At 58.0% G+C, this 19,224-nt stretch carries 17 protein-coding genes; 7 read left to right on the forward strand and 10 right to left on the reverse strand.

Annotation, left to right across the window (positions count from 1 at the left end; translation table 11 throughout):
- Positions 1-192: 192 nt before the first annotated feature.
- The gene (locus V0R60_RS19295; RefSeq protein WP_136475269.1) at positions 193-537 is read right to left on the reverse strand and encodes a YggL family protein; all 345 of its coding nucleotides are present in this window, start codon (positions 535-537) and stop codon (positions 193-195) included.
- A 259-nt stretch (positions 538-796) separates the two neighbouring features.
- Here V0R60_RS19295 and metE point away from each other — a divergent pair, with 259 nt between their 5' ends.
- Positions 797-3,085, forward strand: a complete 2,289-nt coding sequence (gene metE / locus V0R60_RS19300) for a 5-methyltetrahydropteroyltriglutamate--homocysteine S-methyltransferase (protein ID WP_330080485.1) — start codon at positions 797-799, stop codon at positions 3,083-3,085.
- A gap of 72 nt (positions 3,086-3,157) precedes the next feature.
- On the opposite strand, the gene V0R60_RS19305 is transcribed toward metE, so the two are convergent.
- The 3 genes from V0R60_RS19305 to V0R60_RS19315 all read right to left on the reverse strand — a co-directional run bounded on the left by V0R60_RS19305 (position 3,158) and on the right by V0R60_RS19315 (position 9,082).
- Positions 3,158-6,811, reverse strand: coding sequence for a transporter substrate-binding domain-containing protein (locus V0R60_RS19305; RefSeq protein WP_330080486.1), 3,654 nt, complete (start codon positions 6,809-6,811; stop codon positions 3,158-3,160).
- 8 nt (positions 6,812-6,819) lie between these two features.
- Positions 6,820-7,446 (reverse strand): response regulator transcription factor, encoded by a 627-nt coding sequence (locus V0R60_RS19310; RefSeq protein WP_330080487.1) that lies wholly within the window; start codon positions 7,444-7,446, stop codon positions 6,820-6,822.
- Between the two features lie 304 nt (positions 7,447-7,750).
- Positions 7,751-9,082 carry a deoxyguanosinetriphosphate triphosphohydrolase gene (locus V0R60_RS19315; protein ID WP_136475273.1) on the reverse strand — a complete coding sequence of 444 codons (1,332 nt, stop codon included), beginning with the start codon at positions 9,080-9,082 and terminating at the stop codon, positions 7,751-7,753.
- A gap of 134 nt (positions 9,083-9,216) precedes the next feature.
- Here V0R60_RS19315 and V0R60_RS19320 point away from each other — a divergent pair, with 134 nt between their 5' ends.
- The gene (locus V0R60_RS19320; RefSeq protein ID WP_330080488.1) at positions 9,217-9,822 is read left to right on the forward strand and encodes an ATP-binding protein; all 606 of its coding nucleotides are present in this window, start codon (positions 9,217-9,219) and stop codon (positions 9,820-9,822) included.
- A 32-nt stretch (positions 9,823-9,854) separates the two neighbouring features.
- Here V0R60_RS19320 and V0R60_RS19325 read toward each other — a convergent pair whose 3' ends face one another.
- From V0R60_RS19325 to V0R60_RS19335, 3 genes are read right to left on the reverse strand one after another with little or no spacing between them, the layout of a single operon-like run.
- Positions 9,855-10,187: a hypothetical protein gene (locus V0R60_RS19325; protein WP_136475275.1), complete on the reverse strand. Its 333-nt coding sequence runs from the start codon at positions 10,185-10,187 to the stop codon at positions 9,855-9,857.
- Positions 10,184-10,561 carry a phage holin family protein gene (locus V0R60_RS19330; RefSeq protein WP_136475276.1) on the reverse strand — a complete coding sequence of 126 codons (378 nt, stop codon included), beginning with the start codon at positions 10,559-10,561 and terminating at the stop codon, positions 10,184-10,186. Before V0R60_RS19330 ends, V0R60_RS19325 begins: the two co-directional genes overlap by 4 nt.
- 8 nt (positions 10,562-10,569) lie before the next feature.
- The gene (locus V0R60_RS19335; protein WP_136475277.1) at positions 10,570-10,884 is read right to left on the reverse strand and encodes a DUF883 family protein; all 315 of its coding nucleotides are present in this window, start codon (positions 10,882-10,884) and stop codon (positions 10,570-10,572) included.
- A gap of 300 nt (positions 10,885-11,184) precedes the next feature.
- Between V0R60_RS19335 and V0R60_RS19340 the strand changes: the two genes are divergently transcribed.
- Entirely contained in the window at positions 11,185-12,393 is a 1,209-nt protein-coding gene (locus V0R60_RS19340) for an ammonium transporter (protein ID WP_136475278.1), read from the forward strand.
- Here V0R60_RS19340 and V0R60_RS19345 read toward each other — a convergent pair whose 3' ends face one another.
- Positions 12,394-14,352 (reverse strand): monovalent cation:proton antiporter family protein, encoded by a 1,959-nt coding sequence (locus V0R60_RS19345; protein ID WP_136475279.1) that lies wholly within the window; start codon positions 14,350-14,352, stop codon positions 12,394-12,396.
- A 176-nt stretch (positions 14,353-14,528) separates the two neighbouring features.
- Here V0R60_RS19345 and V0R60_RS19350 point away from each other — a divergent pair, with 176 nt between their 5' ends.
- The 4 genes from V0R60_RS19350 to V0R60_RS19365 all read left to right on the forward strand — a co-directional run bounded on the left by V0R60_RS19350 (position 14,529) and on the right by V0R60_RS19365 (position 16,629).
- Entirely contained in the window at positions 14,529-14,765 is a 237-nt protein-coding gene (locus tag V0R60_RS19350; protein WP_136475280.1) for a glutaredoxin family protein, read from the forward strand.
- A gap of 94 nt (positions 14,766-14,859) precedes the next feature.
- Positions 14,860-15,291, forward strand: coding sequence for a D-Ala-D-Ala carboxypeptidase family metallohydrolase (locus tag V0R60_RS19355; protein WP_330080489.1), 432 nt, complete (start codon positions 14,860-14,862; stop codon positions 15,289-15,291).
- A gap of 88 nt (positions 15,292-15,379) precedes the next feature.
- The gene (locus V0R60_RS19360; RefSeq protein ID WP_136475282.1) at positions 15,380-15,691 is read left to right on the forward strand and encodes a transcriptional regulator; all 312 of its coding nucleotides are present in this window, start codon (positions 15,380-15,382) and stop codon (positions 15,689-15,691) included.
- A 50-nt stretch (positions 15,692-15,741) separates the two neighbouring features.
- On the forward strand, positions 15,742-16,629 hold the full coding sequence (locus tag V0R60_RS19365) for a pseudouridine synthase (RefSeq protein ID WP_330080490.1): 888 nt from the start codon (positions 15,742-15,744) through the stop codon (positions 16,627-16,629).
- A gap of 40 nt (positions 16,630-16,669) precedes the next feature.
- Here the strand turns inward: V0R60_RS19365 and V0R60_RS19370 are convergent, their stop codons facing one another.
- Together V0R60_RS19370 and V0R60_RS19375 are read right to left on the reverse strand one after the other, a co-directional pair.
- Positions 16,670-18,235: a methyl-accepting chemotaxis protein gene (locus V0R60_RS19370; RefSeq protein ID WP_330080491.1), complete on the reverse strand. Its 1,566-nt coding sequence runs from the start codon at positions 18,233-18,235 to the stop codon at positions 16,670-16,672.
- Positions 18,236-18,328: 93 nt separating this feature from the next.
- Positions 18,329-19,105 carry a CPBP family intramembrane glutamic endopeptidase gene (locus V0R60_RS19375; RefSeq protein WP_136475285.1) on the reverse strand — a complete coding sequence of 259 codons (777 nt, stop codon included), beginning with the start codon at positions 19,103-19,105 and terminating at the stop codon, positions 18,329-18,331.
- Positions 19,106-19,224: the final 119 nt, after the last annotated feature.

A 19,224-nucleotide genomic window follows, 5' to 3' on the forward strand; every position in this document is an offset into this window, starting at 1 on the left:
CGGTTTTGGTTCCTTTTGCCAAGACAAAAGGGACCCGCCGTAAGGGCGGAAGGGGCCAACAGCGCCGCCGCATCGAAAGGATAAGCTCACAGCCTCAAATCCCAGCCCAGCCCAAAGATCATGCCCCCGGGATTCCGTGAAGAACCAAAAAAAAGGGCCATCACGATGGATGGCCCTGATTACACCAGAAGATCAAACAGCCGGATTGACCGGATTTTCTGGGTACCATGCGTCGATCAGCGGGCTGATTTCGATATTGGTCAATTCAGCGCGACCTTTGAGCCATGCTTCAACGGCGCTGCGCTGTTCTTCGGTGACCGAGCCACGCTTGGCGGCGCACACCAGACCAAAGTCATCACCACCAACATAATCCAGACCGTTGGCGTCCATCGCCTCGGTCAGGAACGCGTCGAGGAAGGCATCGATTGCTTCGTCAGTCAGATCTTCCTTGAAGCCCAGGTTCAACTCGAAGCCCAATTCCTGGAACTCATCTACACAAAGCTTTTTGCGCAGACGGCGGGAACGGTTAGTGGCCATGAAACAATCCTCTTAATAAATATCGGGCGCAGTCTACCAGCTTCAGCCCCCGGCTGCCTGCTTGTACATGCACTTGCTGATTTAGCACCTGTTGGCTGTACGTTTTGTCTGTAGCGAGCGATCAGGACGGTGCGGATGGCGGAATCTGTTGTGCGAGATGATGAGTAAAATTTGTGATGATCAAGAATTAAATGAGTTTGTCTCACTATAGGCCAAGTGCCGACAATGGCTCCCATCAAACACATCGGAGTTTTTTGTCATGGCCTTGGCTCATTCCCTGGGATTTCCGCGCATTGGTCGCGACCGTGAACTGAAGAAAGCCCAGGAGGCTTTCTGGAAAGGTGAGCTGAGCGAGGCGGGCTTGCGTGCTGTTGGCAGTGAGTTGCGCAAAACCCACTGGCAACTGCAGAAAGATGCTGGAATCGAGTTGCTGCCCGTCGGCGATTTCGCTTGGTACGATCAAGTACTGACGCACTCCTTGATGTTCGGGGTGATTCCGGAGCGATTCCGCCCTCACGATGGTAAAGCGTCCCTGCAAACTCTGTTTGGCATGGCGCGTGGCGTCAGCGACAGTTGCTGTGGCGGTGCCCATGCCCAGGAAATGACCAAGTGGTTCGATACCAACTACCACTACCTGGTACCTGAGTTCAGTGCCGATCAGCGGTTTCAGCTGGGCTGGGATCAACTGTTCGAAGAAGTCGCCGAAGCCAAGGCGCTGGGCCACAACGTCAAACCCGTGGTAATCGGTCCGCTGACCTATCTGTGGCTGGGTAAAACCAAAGGTGCGCATTTCGACAAACTGGAACTGCTTGACCGTCTGTTGCCGTTGTATGGGCAGATTTTCCAGCGCCTGGCAGCCCAAGGCGTTGAGTGGGTTCAGATCGATGAGCCCATTCTGGTCCTGGACCTGCCGCAGGAATGGAAAAATGCGTTCGAACGCGCCTACAACCAGATCCAGCGTGATCCACTGAAAAAACTGCTCGCCACTTATTTCGGTGGCCTGGAAGAAAACCTGGGTCTGGCGGCTAACCTGCCGGTCGACGGTTTGCACATTGATTTAGTGCGCGCCCCCGAGCAGTATCCAACCATCCTCGATCGTTTGCCCGCTTACAAAGTTCTGTCGCTGGGTGTGGTCAACGGGCGTAACGTCTGGCGTTGCGACCTGGAAAAAGCTCTGGCCGTGCTGCAACACGCCAATGAGCGTCTGGGTGAGCGTCTGTGGATCGCACCTTCTTGTTCTTTGCTGCACAGCCCGGTGGATCTGGGGCGTGAAGACCTGTTGGATGCCGAACTCAAGAGTTGGCTGGCCTTCGCTGTACAGAAGTGCGAAGAAGTCGCTGTTCTGGCCAGGGCAGTCAATGAGCCGCAAGCGCCAGCCGTAGTGCAAGCACTGGCGCAAAGCTGTGCAGTGCAGGCCAGCCGCGCCGCTTCCTCGCGTATCCACAAGCCTGCTGTTCAGGCGCGAGTCGCTGCTATCACCAGCAAGGACAGCCAGCGTCAGTCGTCGTTTATCACCCGTATCGCCGAGCAGCGTGCGGGCCTGGATCTGCCGCTGTTTCCGACCACGACCATTGGCTCGTTCCCGCAAACCGGTGCGATTCGCCTGGCCCGTCAGTCGTTCAAGCAAGGCAAGCTCACCGAAGCCGAATACACCGAAGCAATGCACAGTGAGATTCGTCATGCCGTCGAAGTGCAGGAACGCTTGGGCCTGGACGTACTGGTGCACGGTGAAGCCGAGCGTAACGACATGGTCGAGTACTTTGCCGAGCAACTGGACGGCTATGTGTTCACCCGTTTTGGCTGGGTCCAGAGTTACGGTTCGCGCTGTGTGAAACCTGCAGTGATATTCGGTGACCTGAGCCGTCCGAAAGCCATGACTGTAGAATGGATTCGCTATGCTCAAGGTCTGACCGACAAAGTCATGAAAGGCATGCTGACCGGGCCGGTAACTATGCTGATGTGGTCGTTCCCCCGCGAGGATGTTTCTCGCGAAGTGCAGGCACGACAACTGGCGTTGGCCATTCGCGATGAAGTGGTCGATCTCGAAGCGGCGGGGATCAAGATCGTGCAGATCGACGAAGCCGCATTCCGTGAAGGACTACCGCTGCGCCAGGCACAATGGCAGCATTACCTGGATTGGGCGACCGAGGCCTTCCGTTTGTGTGCCTCCGGTGTCGGTGACCAAACCCAGATCCACACGCACATGTGTTACAGCGAGTTCAACGATGTCATTGCATCGATTGCTGCGATGGATGCCGACGTCATCACCATTGAAACATCGCGTTCGGATATGGAGTTGCTGGATGCTTTCGAGGCCTTCGCCTACCCGAATGAAATCGGTCCGGGGGTCTACGACATCCACTCGCCACGCGTGCCGGACGCCTCGGAAATGGCCAACTTGCTGCGCAAGGCCGCCAAGCGTATTCCTGCCGAGCGCTTGTGGGTCAATCCGGATTGCGGTCTGAAAACCCGTGGCTGGCCAGAAACCGAGGCGGCTCTGGTTCACATGGTCACCGCTGCTCGCCAACTGCGTAAAGAGTTGGCTTGATCCGTGTCGCGGTAATTTGCACTGGGTTGCTGGGCTGCGTTGCAGCCCAGCGCCGTTGTCGGCAGTTTGCTTTCAGCTTGCCTTGGCTGCTGTAGTGGCGCGGTCACCGCGCTGCAAGTGCTGCGCCAACGCCTGTTCCAGCATGGCCATCGCAGCTGTCACCTGTTGCTGGTGAAACTTGAGCGTGGCGGGCGATGCATCTGCGCTGCAGCCTGCTTCAAGTTGTTCGCAGGCATTGATCAAGGCATTGGCTTGAATGATGCGTGCAGCACCCAGAACTCGGTGTGCCTCACCTCTCAATTGATGCGATTGCAGGTTCGTATCAAGCGCCTCCATCGCGGCCCGATCCCGGCTCAGGCTTTCCAGAAGTTGCTCGAGCAACGCCTGCAAGTCGGCAGGACAGTCGCCCACCAATGGCCGCAGGCCTTGCAGATCGAACAATCGGCAGTCATCTGCGGGCTCGCGTTCAGGCAGCACGGCGATCCCGGCGAGGCGCTGACTGAGGGTCTTGAGGCTGATAGGTTTGAGCAGGCAGTCGTCCATGCCGGCGTGATGGCACTGTTGGCGGACTTCAGGCTGAGCGTTGGCGGTATAGCCCAGAATGGTGCAGCGTGGCCATCGCCTTTCACTTTCTTCAGTTCGGACCGTTCGGGCAAATTGATAGCCGTTGATGCCTGGCATATTGCAGTCCACGACCAGCACATCGAATGGCTCGCGGCGCCAGCGTTGCAAGCCTTCCAGGCCGTTGTCGGCGCTGCCGTACGCCAGCCCCAGATGAGTCAACTGTTGAGTCATTAGCAACAGATTGGCGGGGTGATCATCGACGACCAGTATTTTCAGCGCGGCAATCTCAATGCAGGACTCGGAGGTGGGGGTGATCACCCTGGGCGCATGGGTCATGAGCGTCAAAGGCATGCTGATGTGCACGCAGGTGCCCTGGCCCAACACGCTGTGCAATGTCAGGCTACCGCCCATACGCCTGCACAGGTCGCGGCTGATAGCCAGGCCCAGGCCGGTTCCACTGCGTGCCAGCTGACTGTCCGGGTTGGCCTGGGCGAAGGGCAGGAAAACGCGTTGTTGGTCTTGTTCGCGGATGCCGATGCCGCTGTCCTTGACCGTCAGCTCAAGTTGGACGATATCTGGCGCGGAGCCAGGCTCCAGGGTTAGATCGATGATGATCTGCCCGTGCTCGGTGAATTTGATCGCATTACTGAGCAGATTTGAAAGTATTTGCTTGAACCGTAGCGGGTCCAGTTGGACGTTGGTGTGGGCGTTGGGGGATATGCGGATCATCAGGCTCAGGTTTTTCTGCCGAGCCAGACCGTCGAACACTCGCCGGACAGACTCGACCAGCTCTGCAAGGTTGACTTGCTCCGGCGCCAGGGTCAGGTGCCCGGACTCGATACGGGCGATGTCGAGTATGTCGCCGATCAGCGCCAGCAGGTCCTTGGCCGAGCTGTAGGCGACTTCTATTGCCGGACGGTCCGGTTGGCTCGCTCCAGCTTTTTCCAGCGCCAGCTCAAGCATGCCGAGTATGGCATTCATGGGGGTACGGATTTCATGACTGATGGTTGCCAGAAAGGTGCTTTTGGCGCGGCTGGCGTCATCGGCACGTTGCTTGGCCAAGCTCAGGTCCTGAATCAATTGGCGGCGCTCGCTGATATCGATCCAGCCACCAATGATACCCTGGATCTCGCCGAGCGAATCGCGGTAGGGGAGGATCCAGTGGTAAATGGTCATTGCCTTGTCGTTGAGCAATAGCGGGCGGTCGACAACCAGTGGCACGCCCTCGCGCATCACTTGCTGATAGTCGGCCTGGATCTGGCTGGCATAGCAGCTGTCGCCCAGGGCGCCATCTTCGACGCGCATGTCCAGCACTTCACTGCGCTGCAATTGGACGGCCTCCAGGTAACTGTCGTTGCAGCTTTGCAGCAAGCCTTCGCGGTCACGCACATAGATGGGATGGGGAGTACCGTTGACCAGCGTGCGCATGAATTCCAGTTGATCGCCCAGGGCGCGCTCGGCACTCTCGCGTTGTTTGATCTGCCGGCGCATGCGCGCATTCCAGGCCAGTGAAAGCAACAGAAGCAGGCTGGTGCCCAGTACGACTTGCAGCACCAGTTGGTGGTACTTGTTCCAGTAGGCGTTACTCTCGGCACTGTAGCCGCGCCAGCGGTTGTTGATAATGCCCAGCTCCTCAGGTGCAATGCTCAGCAGCGCTTTGTCCAGGATGGAGGTTAGCTCCTGGGCATGGCGCGGGGTCGCCATGGAAAACGTTGCCGGCAGCGTGCCAACCGATGCGCGAATGACCATGCCGGCCTGGCTCGCCATACTGAAGTTGGCGTCGATCAGCGGCACAATGGCAGCGTCGACATGGCCGTTGGCGAGCAGTGACGTCGAATAGGCCGTGCTTTCGGTCTGGATCACTTCGGCCATGTGTTCGTGCAGCGTGTCGATCAGCGCGCTGTTGCGCGCCAGGGCTACACGTTTATTTGCGAGTTGCTCCAGGGACGTGGGCTGGTCGATGCCCTTGCGGGTCATCAGCACATACGAATTTTCCAGGTAGGGTCGGCTGATGGCCAGGGTGTTTTCGCGATGCTTGCTATGGCTGATCGCGGCGATGATATCGGCCTGGTCATTGTTCAGGCGGTCGATCATTTCGCTGAAGCCGTTGGCGCGTTGTATCTCGAAGCGCAGGCCTGTACGCAAGCGAATCAGTTCAAGAAGGTCGGCGGCAATCCCGCGAAAATTCCCCGAGCTGTCAAAAAACGTCAGCGGCGCTGCGGTTTCATTGACCACCACGCGAACCACTGGATGCTCGCTCAGCCATCGCTCTTCACGCTGAGAAAGTTGTAGTTTGCGATCTGTCAGCAGCACATCGCTGCCTGCGCTCCAGCGTTTGAACAAATTCTCGCGGGTGTCGAGGGGTATGTGATCGAGTGTTGCATTGACCAGTTGCAGCAAGGTGAGATTGCTCTGCTGTATAGCGAAGCTGAAGCCGACCGGTTCATGTTTGCCGAAGTTGGCCATCTTGACGTTCTGCAAGTGACCTTGTTTGATCAGGTAATGGGTGGAAATGGTATCGCCAAGAAAAACATCGGCCTGGTTGAACGCAACGGCATTGAGGGCGTTCTGGTAGGACGGGTAAGTCTGGATTATGGCGTTGGGATAAGTGGCCCGTACCTCGGCCAGTGGCAGGTAGTGATACACCATGCTCAGGCGTAGGCCAGCCAAACCGGTATCAAGGGGGCGGCTTTCGTCCTCGCGGGTAACCAGCACCGGCTGATCAATTGCGTAGGGCGTGGAAAGTGCCACTCCCGGGGCAGCAGCCTCGAAGCCGTTGGCGCTACCGAGCAGGTCTATCTCTCCACGGATCAAGGCTTGCACTGCATCCTGGCGGGTGGCAAAACGTTTTACCTGAATGCGCAAGCCAATGGCCTGTCCCAGAATCCCGGCAATGTCGGCAGTCAGCCCTTCATAGTCGTCGCCGCTGGCGGTTATGTCGAATGGCGGGTAATCCGCCGCCGAGGTGCCCAGCACCAATTGTTCTTTGCTGTCGATCCACTGCCGCTGTGCATCATTGAGTGCCAGGTTGAGGTTCAACGGCTGGCCGCGGCTGAGCAATCGGTAGTGGCCGGCCGCTATCTGCTCAGCGACAGCCGTCGATACCACACATAGGCAAGCCATGAGCAGACACAAGTAAACGAAGACTACGCGGCTAGGCATGGCCTGACTCAAACCAGAGCATTGCGTTTGGCCATTTCAATAAGTTCGACCAGCGATTTGACTTTAAGCTTCTGCATCAAGCGCTTTTTGTAAGTGCTGACAGTTTTGTTGCTGAGAAACATGCCTTGGGCAATTTCCTTGTTACTCCTTCCCTGGGCAAACAGTTGCAATACCATGAGCTCACGATCATTGACCTGTTTGAAAAGATCCAGTTCGCAAAGCTCGCCTCCCTGAGTTCGGAGATTGTTGATTGCCTGGCTGGGGAAATAGTTGTAACCCGACAGTACCGCTTTGATAGCGCTGAGCAGTTCACTCAGGTCTTCTTGTTTGCACACATATCCAGCGGCGCCGGAGTGCATACAGCGAACGGCGAACAACGCTGGCGATTGTGCCGTGAGCACGAGAATTTTCAGTGGAATTGCCATGGTGTGAAAACGCGACAGCACCTCCAGGCCATCCAGCCGTGGAATGCTGATGTCGAGAATTATCAGGTCCGGCGGGCATTCGCGGACCATTTGCATGGCGTCTACACCATTGTCCGACTCTCCGACCACGTTGTAGCCTTCGTTTTCCAGGAGCATGCGCACCGCCAGGCGGATGACCGGGTGATCGTCGATGATGAATACAGAATGCATGTTGAACTTTCCATGAAGGTGCCAAAGAGTAGGCGGGCACCTTAACGCAGATAGAACAGGTCGCACATGAACTCAAACGCTGGTAAGTGCTATATAGGAAATGTCTTACCTTTAATGCAGGAATGGCCTACGAGAGTTGTGTGGTGTTATTGCCGTAATTGCGTTTATTGGTAACTTTCTGTTTCATTTTGAACGACTTGTTTAGTTGGCGGTTCGCTTTGTAGTCTTTGTCCTGCAGGAAAACGCAGATAGAACAAGCCTGCTGAGAACCGTTTCGTTTACAGCAGGCTTATTCCTCTCGGGGTCAAACCGGGCTGGAGCGGCCGGTCATCTCTCGTGCCATTTCGCTGGCATAACTGTCTGTCATTCCGGCGATGAAATCGATCATGCGCAAGAACGAACTGTGTAGGGATGCCGTAGGGTTTGGAGCATTGTTGCCAAGCAGGTCAAGTACGCGTCGGCTCTTGAATGACGGTGTGCGTCCCCCATGCTGCTCCAGCGCCGCGCCACAGAAAGAATTGAGCAAGATCTCAAGCGTGGTATAGGCACCGATTTCATGCAGGGTCTTGCGTTTGTCCTGGAAGATTTTCTTGCGCGCCATGTCCTTCGCTTGCAGAACGCAGCGCTTGGCCGGGCCATGCATATGTTCGACAAGATCGCCCTGCAACTGGCCAGAAAGCAGAGTCTGCTGTTGTTCGACAAAGGCCCGAGCGGCGGCATTGGTCAAATGCTCGATGGCTTTGCCGCGCAGAATTGCCAACTTACGCCGGCGCGAATCGCCGGGGCCCAGTTGCCGATAGGTTTCTGGTAGGTCATCACCCACCAGGCTCAGCAATAGCGACTCCACCTCGGGGTAATCGAGCAGTTCCATTTCCAGGCCGTCTTCGAGGTCGATAAGGGCGTAGCAGATGTCATCGGCGGCTTCCATCAGATACACCAATGGATGTCGCGCCCAGCGCTGCTCCTCGATCTGTGGCAGGCCCAGCTTGCGGGCAATCTGTTCAAGCAAAGGCAGTTCGCTCTGATAGCAGCCGAACTTGTGCTTTTTATAGCCCAGTGCGTCAGCGTGGCGGGCGGTCCAGGGGTACTTGAGATAGGTGCCGAGGGTGGCGTAGGTCAGGCGGGTGCCGCCATCGAACTGGTGGTATTCCAATTGCGTCAGCACGCGAAAGCCTTGGGCATTGCCTTCGAAATTGAGAAAGTCGGCGCGTTCGGCGTCCGTCATGTCATCCAGCCAGCCGCGCCCGGCGGCCTGCTGGAACCAGTGGCGGATAGCATCTTCGCCGGAGTGGCCGAAGGGGGGATTGCCGATGTCATGGGCAAGGCATGCCGATTGCACGACCATGCCCAGGTCACTCGGCTCGCACCATTGCGGCAGCTTGTCACGCAGGGTTTCGCCAACGCGCATGCCCAGTGAGCGGCCGACACAACTGACTTCCAGCGAATGTGTCAGGCGCGTATGGATATGGTCATTGCTCGATACCGGATGCACCTGGGTCTTGCGTCCCAGGCGGCGGAACGCGCCGGAGAAGATGATTCGGTCATGATCTTTGTGAAAGGGGCTGCGGCCCAGCTCTTCAGGGCTGTGCAGGGTCTTGCCAAGACGTTCGCGGGTGAGCAGGGTGTGCCAGTCCAAGGCCGATTCTCCAATACAGGGGGCAAGCCTGTAGCTTCCAGCTTCGGCGTGGTGCCTGCAAGTTAATCAGTGCCAGTCAGCGGATGCCTGTAGGCTTATGGACGATTTACCTAATGCGTGGAGCAGCCAGCAGGATGATTGTCGTGGTCGAGGGTATCAGTGCCAGTGGGAAAACCACGTGGTGCACGAAGCATGGAGCAGAGCATGTCGTTGCTGAGCATGGACGTTTCGGGAATGTGCCGGACCGTCAACGTGAGCCGGTAGCAGCGGCAGCTTTCTGGTCCGAACGGAATGTGGAGCGCTGGCAGGCGACACTCGCAACGGAAGAAAGCCATGGGTGGGCGCTGTGTGACAGCGACCCGTTAAAGCTCCACTACATCTGGACTCTTTGGCAGATTGGTGAAGCATGCGAACAGGATTGGCTATTGGAACTGGCGGCCACCAGAGAAACAGTAGCGCAAGGGCGAATCGGCTTTGCTGACTGTTACATTGTCGGGCGGATCGATCCGCAGCTTGCACGCGAACGAGCCAAGGCAGACACCAGTCGACGAAGAAGAAATTTCGACTTGCACGTACGTCTGCAAACCGCACTCATGGACTGGTACTCAGCCCTCGACAAGGCACTGCCAGGCAGGGTGCGTTTCGACTTTCCCACCCTCATGCCTGACGTGCAATCCGTTGACAATCGGTACTCGGTAGCGGCTTTCTACCAAATGATCGCCTCACTGCCCAGCGCCTAGCGCCGGCAGCTCAGGATGAGTTCGCGAGGTGCTCAACGCTTGTTGGCGGCGCCCTGCATTGCCAACTTGAGCAACGGTATCAAGCTGCTCCCCAAGCGAATCATTCGGATCAGACCACCGCCTTTTGCGCCTTTGCCGGTAAGAAATCCGAGTACCACCACTGCGCCAATTCCCCACAGTGGCGCATGCTTTATGCCCAGACCGCCCTGCAGGTTGTCACCCATGGCGCGCAGGCGGGTAAGGGGGGTGAGCAATTGTCCAGACTCGTGACGGATTTCCTGGCGGTGCATTTCCAGGCGCAAGCGGATCAACGCTTTGCGCAGTTCACGGCGGTCGGTGGTTTTCGGCAACTCAGGCAGGCTCATGGCAGTAGGCGCTCCCGGTCCTTGGCAAGTTCTTCGAGGGTCGAGTGGAACGGCGATGATTCGTCGAACACCGCAGCTTTCAAGCGCAGTCCACAAAACACCGCCGCCAGGCCGTAGAACACACACAGGCCAATGACCCCGGCCAACCGATAAGTGTCCCACAGCAGCACTAGCACCAGGCCCGAGAGAGCCACCAGCAGCAGCAGGGCAAACACCAGGGCCAGGCCGGCAAACAGCAGCAGGCTCAAGGTTCGGGCTTTCTGCTCCTGCAGTTCAATTCCGAACAGCTCGACATGACCGTGGAGCAGGCCAAGTACGGCGGCACCCAGGCGCTTGCTTGAAGCTGCACTGGTGCTGATCGATTCACTTTCCATAGCCAACCTCAGCGCCGATTTGCCAACAGACCAATCAGGAAACCCACCCCGGCGGCGATACCAATCGATTGCCATGGGTTGCTCTGGACATAATCTTCAGTCGCCGTCAGCGCAGCCTGGCTGCGTTCACGGACCGAGTCCTGGGTAAGCTGCAGGGTTTCGCGAGCGCGAAGCAGGCTGTCATGAATCTGCTCGCGCAGCTCATCGGCCTGATCACCAGCCAATGTGGCGGAGTGCTCCAGCAATTTTTCCGTGTCACGAACCAGAGCCTGGAAGTCGGCCATCAGTATGTCTTGAGCAGTCTTTGCCGATTTGCTGGTCATGGGGCTCTCCTTAAGGGTGTGTGGCTATTTCGAGTGGCGTTTACTTGCGAAGGTTCAGAGTAAAACGCTGGTACAGGTTTTGCTGTTCCAAGGGGCGCTCAGGTCCGCGGCTTTCGCTTCGTCCATGCGAAGGCCTTGAACGGTCCTGTAAACCTTAACCCAATCCACGCCAAACCCAAGGAAAAACTCCAGATATCAGCAGGATCTGCCCAGGGAGGAGGCGCTTCATTGATCCAGGCTGGTGCACAAAGGAGTCACTCCGCGCTGTCTTGGTGCTTTTTCGAAAGGCCTGCCGATTCTATGGAAAACCTGCAAAGTGCAGTGGACACGCTGGTCCACGGCTCCAATACGCTGTTCATCCTGCTGGGCGCTGTAATGGTGCTGGCCATGCACGCCGGCTTTGCCTTCCTCGAAGTGGGTACTGTGCGGCACAAAAACCAGGTCAATGCTTTGTCCAAAATCCTCAGTGACTTCGCTATATCAACTCTGGCGTATTTCTTCGTTGGTTACTGGATCTCCTATGGTGTGAGTTTTCTGCAGCCGGCGTCGGTGCTCAGCCACGAGCATGGTTACAGCCTGGTGAAGTTCTTCTTTCTGCTGACATTTGCCGCGGCGATTCCGGCGATCATCTCTGGAGGCATCGCCGAGCGTGCCCGTTTTGCTCCGCAACTGTGCGCCACGGCGCTGATTGTCGCCTTCGTTTATCCATTCTTCGAAGGCATTGTCTGGAACGGCAATTTTGGTGCGCAGCAGTGGCTGGTAGAGCAATTTGGCGCCGGCTTCCACGATTTTGCCGGCTCCGTGGTCGTGCATGCCATGGGCGGCTGGTTGGCATTGACTGCCGTGCTCCTGCTGGGGGCGCGCAATGGCCGTTACCGTGACGGCAAGTTGGTGGCGTTTGCCCCCTCGAACATCCCGTTTCTGGCGCTGGGATCATGGATCCTGATTGTCGGCTGGTTCGGCTTCAACGTCATGAGTGCCCAGACCCTGCAAGGGGTAAGCGGTCTGGTGGCGGTCAATTCGTTGATGGCGATGGTGGGTGGCACCGTGGCCGCCTTGCTGGTCGGGCGCAACGACCCGGGCTTTCTGCACAACGGTCCACTGGCTGGGCTGGTAGCAGTGTGCGCCGGTTCTGATCTGATGCATCCGGTCGGAGCGCTGGCTACCGGAGCGATTGCTGGCGCCTTGTTTGTCTGGTGCTTCATTGCCGCGCAGAACACCTGGAAAATCGACGATGTATTGGGCGTCTGGCCGCTGCACGGCTTGTGCGGGGTATGGGGTGGTGTCGCCTGTGGCATTTTTGGCCAGACTGCACTCGGTGGGCTGGGCGGCGTCAGTCTGATCAGCCAGTTGATCGGCAGCCTGGCCGGGGTGATGGTGGCACTGGCCGGTGGTTTTGTCGTTTATGGCATGATCAAACTGCTGGTTGGCCTGCGTTTGAGCCAGGAGCAGGAGTACTACGGCGCCGACCTGTCGATCCACAAGATCGGCGCCACCAGCCAGGACTGATCAGCGTCCGGCCACCAGTCGCGCCTCACAGGCTGAGAGCGCAGGCTGTGGGCCGCTGAGCAGCACCGCATCACCCGCATGCAGGCACGTCTGGGCATCTACGGCCAGCTCTTCGCCATTGCGTTGCACCCCCTGCAATTCGACGCCCAGCTGTTCAAGGTTCAGTTCACTCAGCGGGCGTCCACAGGCGTAAGCTTCGGCACCGAGATTGACCGCGTGCATCATGGCCTTGGGCAGCCCTTCGCTGTCGACCGGGCTGGTTTGTGCGCCATGATAGAACGCCTGGAGCATACGGTAGCGTGACTGGCGCACTTCATTGATTCGCGCTTGCACATGCTCCATCGGCAGTCCAAGCATGATCAGTGCATGGGAGGCGAGCATCAGGCTCGACTCGAGCAGCTCCGGCACCACGGCCGTGGCGCCAGCAGCGTTCAATTCTTCACGCTGACTGTCGTCGCGGGTGCGCACCAGTATCTGCACGTCGGGATGACGTTCGCGGGCCACTTTAAGGACGCTCATGGCGATATCGGTCTTGTCTACTGCAATCACCAGCAGGCGTGCTCGCTCAAGGCCGATAGCGCTGAGCAGATCCCCACGACGTGAGTCACCGTAGTGCACGCAGCTTTCGCCAGCGGCAGCTTCCTGGACCCTGACAGGGTCATCATCGAGCGCAATGAAGGGAATGTTTTCCCGACGCAGGAAACGTCCGATCGATTGCCCGACTCGGCCATAGCCGCAGATCAGCACGTGCCCACTCATCGAGGCGCTTTGTGCCTCGATTTCCTCCAGGTGAACTTCTTCATTGGGCTTGCGGTGCAGGCGGGCGGCAAGGCCTGGCGCTGCACGCAGCAGCAGGGGCGTGACCAGCATCGAGCAGAAGGTAGCTGCCAGCAGCAGATTGCCAATAGCCTCGGGGAGTAGATGGGTTTGTTGCATCTGGGCCATGAGTGCAAAGCAGAATTCGCCACCTTGTGCCAGAGCCAGGCCACTGCGCCAGGCCGTTTCAGCATCGCTGCCACGTATGCGCACCAGTGCCGCCACCACACAGCCCTTGACCACTAGCAGGCCCAGGGTCAGCGCGAGAATCTCCAGGCCATGGGTGGCAAACAGGTGCAAGTCGATGAGCATGCCGATACTGACGAAGAACAGCCCCAGGAGAATGTCGCGGAAGGGGCGGATATCTGCCTCGATCTGATGGCGGTAGTTGCTCTCGCCCAACAGCATGCCGGCAAGAAACGCCCCCAGTGCCGGTGACAGTCCGAGCAAATGGGTCAGCCAGGCGGTTAGCAGGACTATCACCAAAGCCAGCAGTACGAACAACTCGGCCGAATGAGAGCTGGCAACTTCATGGAACAGGCGCGGCAGTATCCACCGGCTGGCGAGCAACAGGCCGATAAACAGGATGACGGTTTTGCCCAGGGTCAACGGCAAGGCCCAGTACCAGGCTTGATCGCTTTGGCCCGCAAACACCGGGACCAGCGTCAACAGCAGTACCGCCACCACATCTTGAAACAGCAGCACGCCGATTGCGTTTTGCCCGTGACTGCTGAAAATCTCTCCCAGGCTGGTCAGCTCCTTGCTGACGATTGCCGTCGACGACAACGCCAGCCCCGCGCCTAGCAGCAGTGCAGCGTTGGCGGGCATGTCGAGTAAAAACAGCAGCCCGGCCAGCAGGATCCCCGAGCAGGCCACCTGCAGGCTGCCCAGGCCAAATACCACCTTGCGCAGGGCAAGCATTTTCGACAGAGAGAATTCAAGGCCCAGGGAGAACAGCAGGAACACCACACCCATTTCCGCCAGGTCGGGCAGTTCTTCGCTTTCGTTGACCCAGTTCAGGGCCGTAGGGCCGACGAACAGGCCAACGCAGAGGTAACCCAGTACAGGCGGCAGCTTCAGGCGCCTGAAGAAGGCAATGACGACCAGCGACGAAGCCAGAATGATCAACAGGTTGGCGAACACAAAACACTCCATGTGGAAAAACGATGAAAACCATTAAGTCTGCACCATAGCGCAAGCGTGCGCGCTGATCTGAATCAGCAGCCGGCCAGCGCTGCATGCGCCACGCTGGGTGCTCGACGGTTCCAGCTAGCAGACCTAGAATAGTGGTCCTTTCAACCATCTGCCGGTACTTGTCCATGCTTCCTGAATGCCAACTGTACGGCACCCTGGGTTGTCACCTGTGTGAAGTGGCAGAAGCCTTGTTGATGCCTTTCGTCGAGCATGGCCTGTTGGTCGAGCTGGTTGATATTGCCGAGAACGAATTCTGGGTCGAGCAATACGGCCTGAAAATCCCGGTGCTACGCCGCTGTGATACCGGCGCCGAGTTGAACTGGCCGTTCGATGCCGATCAAGTGGTGGCATTTCTGCGCTGAAGCGCTAGCCCTGCGGAGAGAATTCCTCTCGTGCGCCGCCGCGTGGGTAGGTGGACAATCCTTGGACGCTGTTATGTGTACCAAGGAGTGGATCATGAACCTCAGCGAGCATTTCACCCTGGCCGAAATGACGGCATCGCAAAGCGCTGTGCGCTTGGGTATCGATAATTCACCCAGCGTAGAAACCCTCGACAACCTTCGCCGATTATGCGCGCTTCTGGAACAAGTACGCCTGCTGGTGGAAAAGCCGGTTTTGGTCAGCAGCGGTTACCGCAGTACCGAGTTGAATCGCATCATCGGCGGGGCACCCCAAAGTGCGCATATGCAGGGTCTTGCCGCAGACATCAACGTGCCGGGCATGAGCCCTGCAACCTTGGCGCGGTGTGTGGCAGACAGTCCATTGATGTTTGATCAATTGATTATTGAATTCGATCAGTGGGTGCACCTTGGTCTTGCCGAGGGCCTGCAAAGGCGGCAATTGCTGACGATACGCAAGGGGGCTGGCTACCTTCCGGGGCTGGTCTGAGCCGGGTCTGATTGACGTGTCCGATAACTCTGAATATGCTGTATATAAATACAGTATAGGGGTGGCGTTTGCCCTGAGGATCCAAACCATGGTCAATGTCGAACAACTGAAATACACCGTTAACCGCATGCCTATCGACAGGGTGAGCGAAGCGGTGCTCGAGTTGCGCCTCGACGGTCTGGTGCTGGAGGGCAAGACGCCCTTCAACAAACTGCACTTCAATACCTGTTTTGCCGAGATCGAAGCGTTGTTCCAGCGCGCCGGCTACCATCGCGCTCTTGACGTGGTCGGTTATCAGGGTTTGCTGTACGCACTTTATGACCCAGGTCGCTGGGAAGCGGTCGATGTTCTGCGTTGGCTCAAGGAATTCACCGAGGCCGCTGCAACCCAGACTGGCTGAGGCGCCAGGCTTGCGGGATAATGCACGGTCAATCTGTCAAGAGCGTTCCCATGGCCATTGCCCCTTTCGATCCGGCCCAGCACCAAGCCAGTACGGTCTGCCTGCCGCCTGGCAACTGGGTCACCGTGCTTGACTGCCTGAGCGAGCACTTCAAGGCGATTGGACGCGAACAGTGGCTGGATCGTATCGCCCGTGGGCGAGTACTCGATGTCCATGGGCAGCCCATCAGTGCCACATTGGCCTACAAACCAGGCCTGCGTATCCACTATTTTCGCGAAGTGCCCAACGAGAAAGTGATTCCGTTCCAGGAGCAGATCCTGCACGTCGACGAGCACCTCGTAGTGGCAGACAAACCGCACTTTCTGCCGGTCACGCCGACTGGCGAGTATGTCGAGCACACGTTATTGCGTCGGCTGATCCGGCGCCTCGACAACCCCAGCCTGGTGCCTTTGCACCGTATTGATCGACACACCGCCGGCCTGGTGTTGTTCTCCGCGAACCCGCAGAGTCGCTCAGCCTATCAATCGCTGTTTCCCAATCGGCAGATCGACAAGCAGTACCAGGCTATTGCGCCAGCACTGGCGCACCTGCAGTTTCCACGGGTGCACAAGAGCCGAATGGTGAATGGCGAACCATTCTTTCGCATGCAGGAAGTCGAGGGGCAAAGCAACAGCGAAACCCTGGCACGGGTGCTGGAGAAGAATGGCGAGCTCTGGCGGTATGCGCTGTCGCCGATTACCGGCAAGACTCACCAGTTGCGCGTGCACATGACGGCCCTTGGGGCGAGTATCTGCAACGATCCGTTCTATCCGCAGGTGCTGCAGGAGCAGGATGACTACAGCAAGCCGTTGAAGCTACTGGCGCGGAGTTTGCGATTCAACGATCCGCTAAGTGGTGAAGAACGTTATTTCGAAAGTCGGCTGACGCTCGACTGGTAGGCAGGGAAGCGGCGCACCCACCAGTGGGCGCGCCGTTTTTTCAGCGGTTGAAGCGCTCGACCAGCGAGTATTGAGTAGTCGCCGTCTGGTTCAATTCTTCGCTGAGCAGCGCCGAGTGCTGGGCCTGCTCGGAGGTTTGATCTGCCAGTTCGGCGATTGTGCTGATATTGCGGCTGATCTCGTCGGCTACGGCAGTCTGCTCTTCGGTGGCAGCAGCGATCTGCGTGGTCATGTCTGTGATGTTGGCCACCGCTTCGCTTATGCCCACCAGCGCCTGGTCCGCTTCCATCACCCGGGCGACACCTTCCTCGGCTTGGCGATGACCCGCCTCCATGGTCTGTACGGCATTGCTGGCGGTTTGTTGCAGCTTGGCAATCAGCCCGTGGATCTGACCGGTCGATTCGCTGGTGCGTTGTGCCAGTTGACGAACTTCGTCGGCCACGACGGCAAACCCACGCCCCATCTCGCCAGCACGCGCCGCTTCGATCGCAGCGTTGAGCGCCAGCAGGTTGGTTTGGTCGGCGATGCCTTTGATGACATCGACCACGCCGCCGATTTCGTCACTGTCACGGGCCAATTGAGTCACGGTCAGGCCGGTTTCACCTACAGCTGACGACAGGCGCTGGATCGCCTCGCGCGTTTCGCCAGCGATATTGCGGCCACGGCTGGTCAGGCGGTTGGCTTCTTGAGTCGCATCGGCCGTACGCTGCACATGATTGGCCACTTCCTGGGTGGTGGCTGCCATCTGGTTGACCGCAGCGGCGACTTGTTCGGTTTCGACTCGCTGGCGCTCCAGCCCCGAGGAGCTGTTGTGGGCCAGGGTGTCGGATTGCCGAGCCTGCTCGTTGAGATGCTCTGCGGTATCTTGCAGACGCGTCAGGCAGGTTTTCATCCGTGCATCCTGGCTGAGCATGGCCATTTCCAGGCGCGCCTGGACGCCACGACTGTCCGTGTACATTTGCGCGATCAGCGGGTCGGATGTGGCTTGTTCAGCCAGGCGTAGCAGACGTTTGAGTCCACGCTGCTGCCAGCTCAACCCCAGCAGCCCCAGTGGCACCGACAGTGCTGCCGCCAAGGCGAAGCCCCAGGAGTGACCGAGCCAGTTGCCGATCAGGAAACCGACCTGGCTGACCAGAATGAAGGGCAGCCAGTCTTGCACTACCGGCAACCAACGGTCGCGACGTGGAATCGCCGCGCGCCCTTGGTTGATGCGCTGATAAAGCGCTTCGGCGCGACGAATCTGCTCGGCGGTCGGTTTGATACGCACCGATTCGTAGCCGACCACCTGGTTGTTCTCGAGCACCGGGGTGACGTAGGCGTTGACCCAGTAATGGTCGCCATTCTTGCAGCGGTTCTTGACGATGCCCATCCATGGCAGACCTTGTTTGAGCGTGTTCCACATGTGGGCGAACACCGCAGGCGGGACGTCTGGATGGCGCACCAGGTTATGGGGCGCGCGGATCAGTTCCTCACGGGAAAAACCACTGATTTCGACGAAGGCATCGTTGCAGTAGGTGATGACACCCTTGGCATTGGTGGTCGAGATCAAGCGTTGTTGAGCAGGGAAAGTCCGTTCGCGCTGAGTTATTGGCTGGTTGTTACGCATAAGCTGTTCAATCCGCAAGGCTTTCGAAGGTTATCGGCAACATGGGGTGATTGTTGAATGTATTTTTACACGCGTCAGTAAATGACTGTGGGTTCACGACGGGGCTAGCATTGGGTAGGTAAAGCCGGCGAAATGTGCGAGGTTTAGGCCGAAATGGCAGAGTATTGCAGCGAACAGGCCTCCATAGCGATACGCCAGGCCATAACCGATACCCGCCACGAACGCCAGCACTACCCACAACCAGCCGGCACCAAGATGAGCCAGTGCAAACAGGCCGGCAGCAAAAAACAGTGCCAGGTGCTGATTCTTGAGCAAACGTTGCAAGCCGCCCTGAATGTAACCGCGAAACAGCAGCTCTTCGGTCAGGCTGACCAGCAGCAGATTGTTGAGCATCCACAGCCAGGCTTGTTCTGGCCATTTCGGTGTCCAGGTAATAATCCCCACCAACCAGGCGCCGCCCAGGCAGGCGGCAATCACCGCCGGTAGGGTAGCCGCCAGGCTTGGCAGCAGGCGCTTGCCGCCCATTGCCAGTACCCACGGGCAGGCTAGCAGCAACCAAAAGCCAATAAGCGGCTTGTCCAGATTCAGGTACATGGTGAAGGGCACCGCGCCTTCGCTCCAGAGTGCTTTGTCGATGACCTTGCTGCCCTGGAATCCAGGCAGCCAGTGCAACGCCAGGCCCAGTGCCAGCAGCACGAACAGGGCATGACCGATTATTTGTTGCCAGCGCGCCGCGCGGTTGACCAGCAAGCCTGTGCACAACAACGCGATCAGCGTGGGCAGGGCGAGTAAACCCAGGTTGCCATGAATGAGCGAGTAGACGTAACCAAGACCCAGCAGGGCCAGTCCGATCCATTGGGAGGCAGGCATGTAGATTCCATTGTGCGGCGAAAAGTGAAGCCTTCGACTCCACTGGTGTCGTTCAAGGCACGCCTGTTTGTTGTATCGCTCCTACAACAAGCTGTCGATCAGCAGTGTGTAACCAAACA

It is taken from the genome of Pseudomonas auratipiscis (genome assembly GCF_036324085.1).
Taxonomy (GTDB): Bacteria; Pseudomonadota; Gammaproteobacteria; order Pseudomonadales; family Pseudomonadaceae; genus Aquipseudomonas; species Aquipseudomonas auratipiscis.

Coding starts and splice junctions, on each gene's coding strand:
- V0R60_RS19295 (WP_136475269.1), bottom strand. CDS start 537: ATGGCCACTAACCGTTCCCGCCGTCTGCGCAAAAAGCTTTGTGTAGAT.
- metE (WP_330080485.1), top strand. CDS start 797: ATGGCCTTGGCTCATTCCCTGGGATTTCCGCGCATTGGTCGCGACCGT.
- V0R60_RS19305 (WP_330080486.1), bottom strand. CDS start 6,811: ATGCCTAGCCGCGTAGTCTTCGTTTACTTGTGTCTGCTCATGGCTTGC.
- V0R60_RS19310 (WP_330080487.1), bottom strand. CDS start 7,446: ATGCATTCTGTATTCATCATCGACGATCACCCGGTCATCCGCCTGGCG.
- V0R60_RS19320 (WP_330080488.1), top strand. CDS start 9,217: ATGATTGTCGTGGTCGAGGGTATCAGTGCCAGTGGGAAAACCACGTGG.
- V0R60_RS19325 (WP_136475275.1), bottom strand. CDS start 10,187: ATGAGCCTGCCTGAGTTGCCGAAAACCACCGACCGCCGTGAACTGCGC.
- V0R60_RS19330 (WP_136475276.1), bottom strand. CDS start 10,561: ATGGAAAGTGAATCGATCAGCACCAGTGCAGCTTCAAGCAAGCGCCTG.
- V0R60_RS19335 (WP_136475277.1), bottom strand. CDS start 10,884: ATGACCAGCAAATCGGCAAAGACTGCTCAAGACATACTGATGGCCGAC.
- V0R60_RS19340 (WP_136475278.1), top strand. CDS start 11,185: ATGGAAAACCTGCAAAGTGCAGTGGACACGCTGGTCCACGGCTCCAAT.
- V0R60_RS19350 (WP_136475280.1), top strand. CDS start 14,529: ATGCTTCCTGAATGCCAACTGTACGGCACCCTGGGTTGTCACCTGTGT.
- V0R60_RS19355 (WP_330080489.1), top strand. CDS start 14,860: ATGAACCTCAGCGAGCATTTCACCCTGGCCGAAATGACGGCATCGCAA.
- V0R60_RS19360 (WP_136475282.1), top strand. CDS start 15,380: ATGGTCAATGTCGAACAACTGAAATACACCGTTAACCGCATGCCTATC.
- V0R60_RS19365 (WP_330080490.1), top strand. CDS start 15,742: ATGGCCATTGCCCCTTTCGATCCGGCCCAGCACCAAGCCAGTACGGTC.
- V0R60_RS19370 (WP_330080491.1), bottom strand. CDS start 18,235: ATGCGTAACAACCAGCCAATAACTCAGCGCGAACGGACTTTCCCTGCT.
- V0R60_RS19375 (WP_136475285.1), bottom strand. CDS start 19,105: ATGCCTGCCTCCCAATGGATCGGACTGGCCCTGCTGGGTCTTGGTTAC.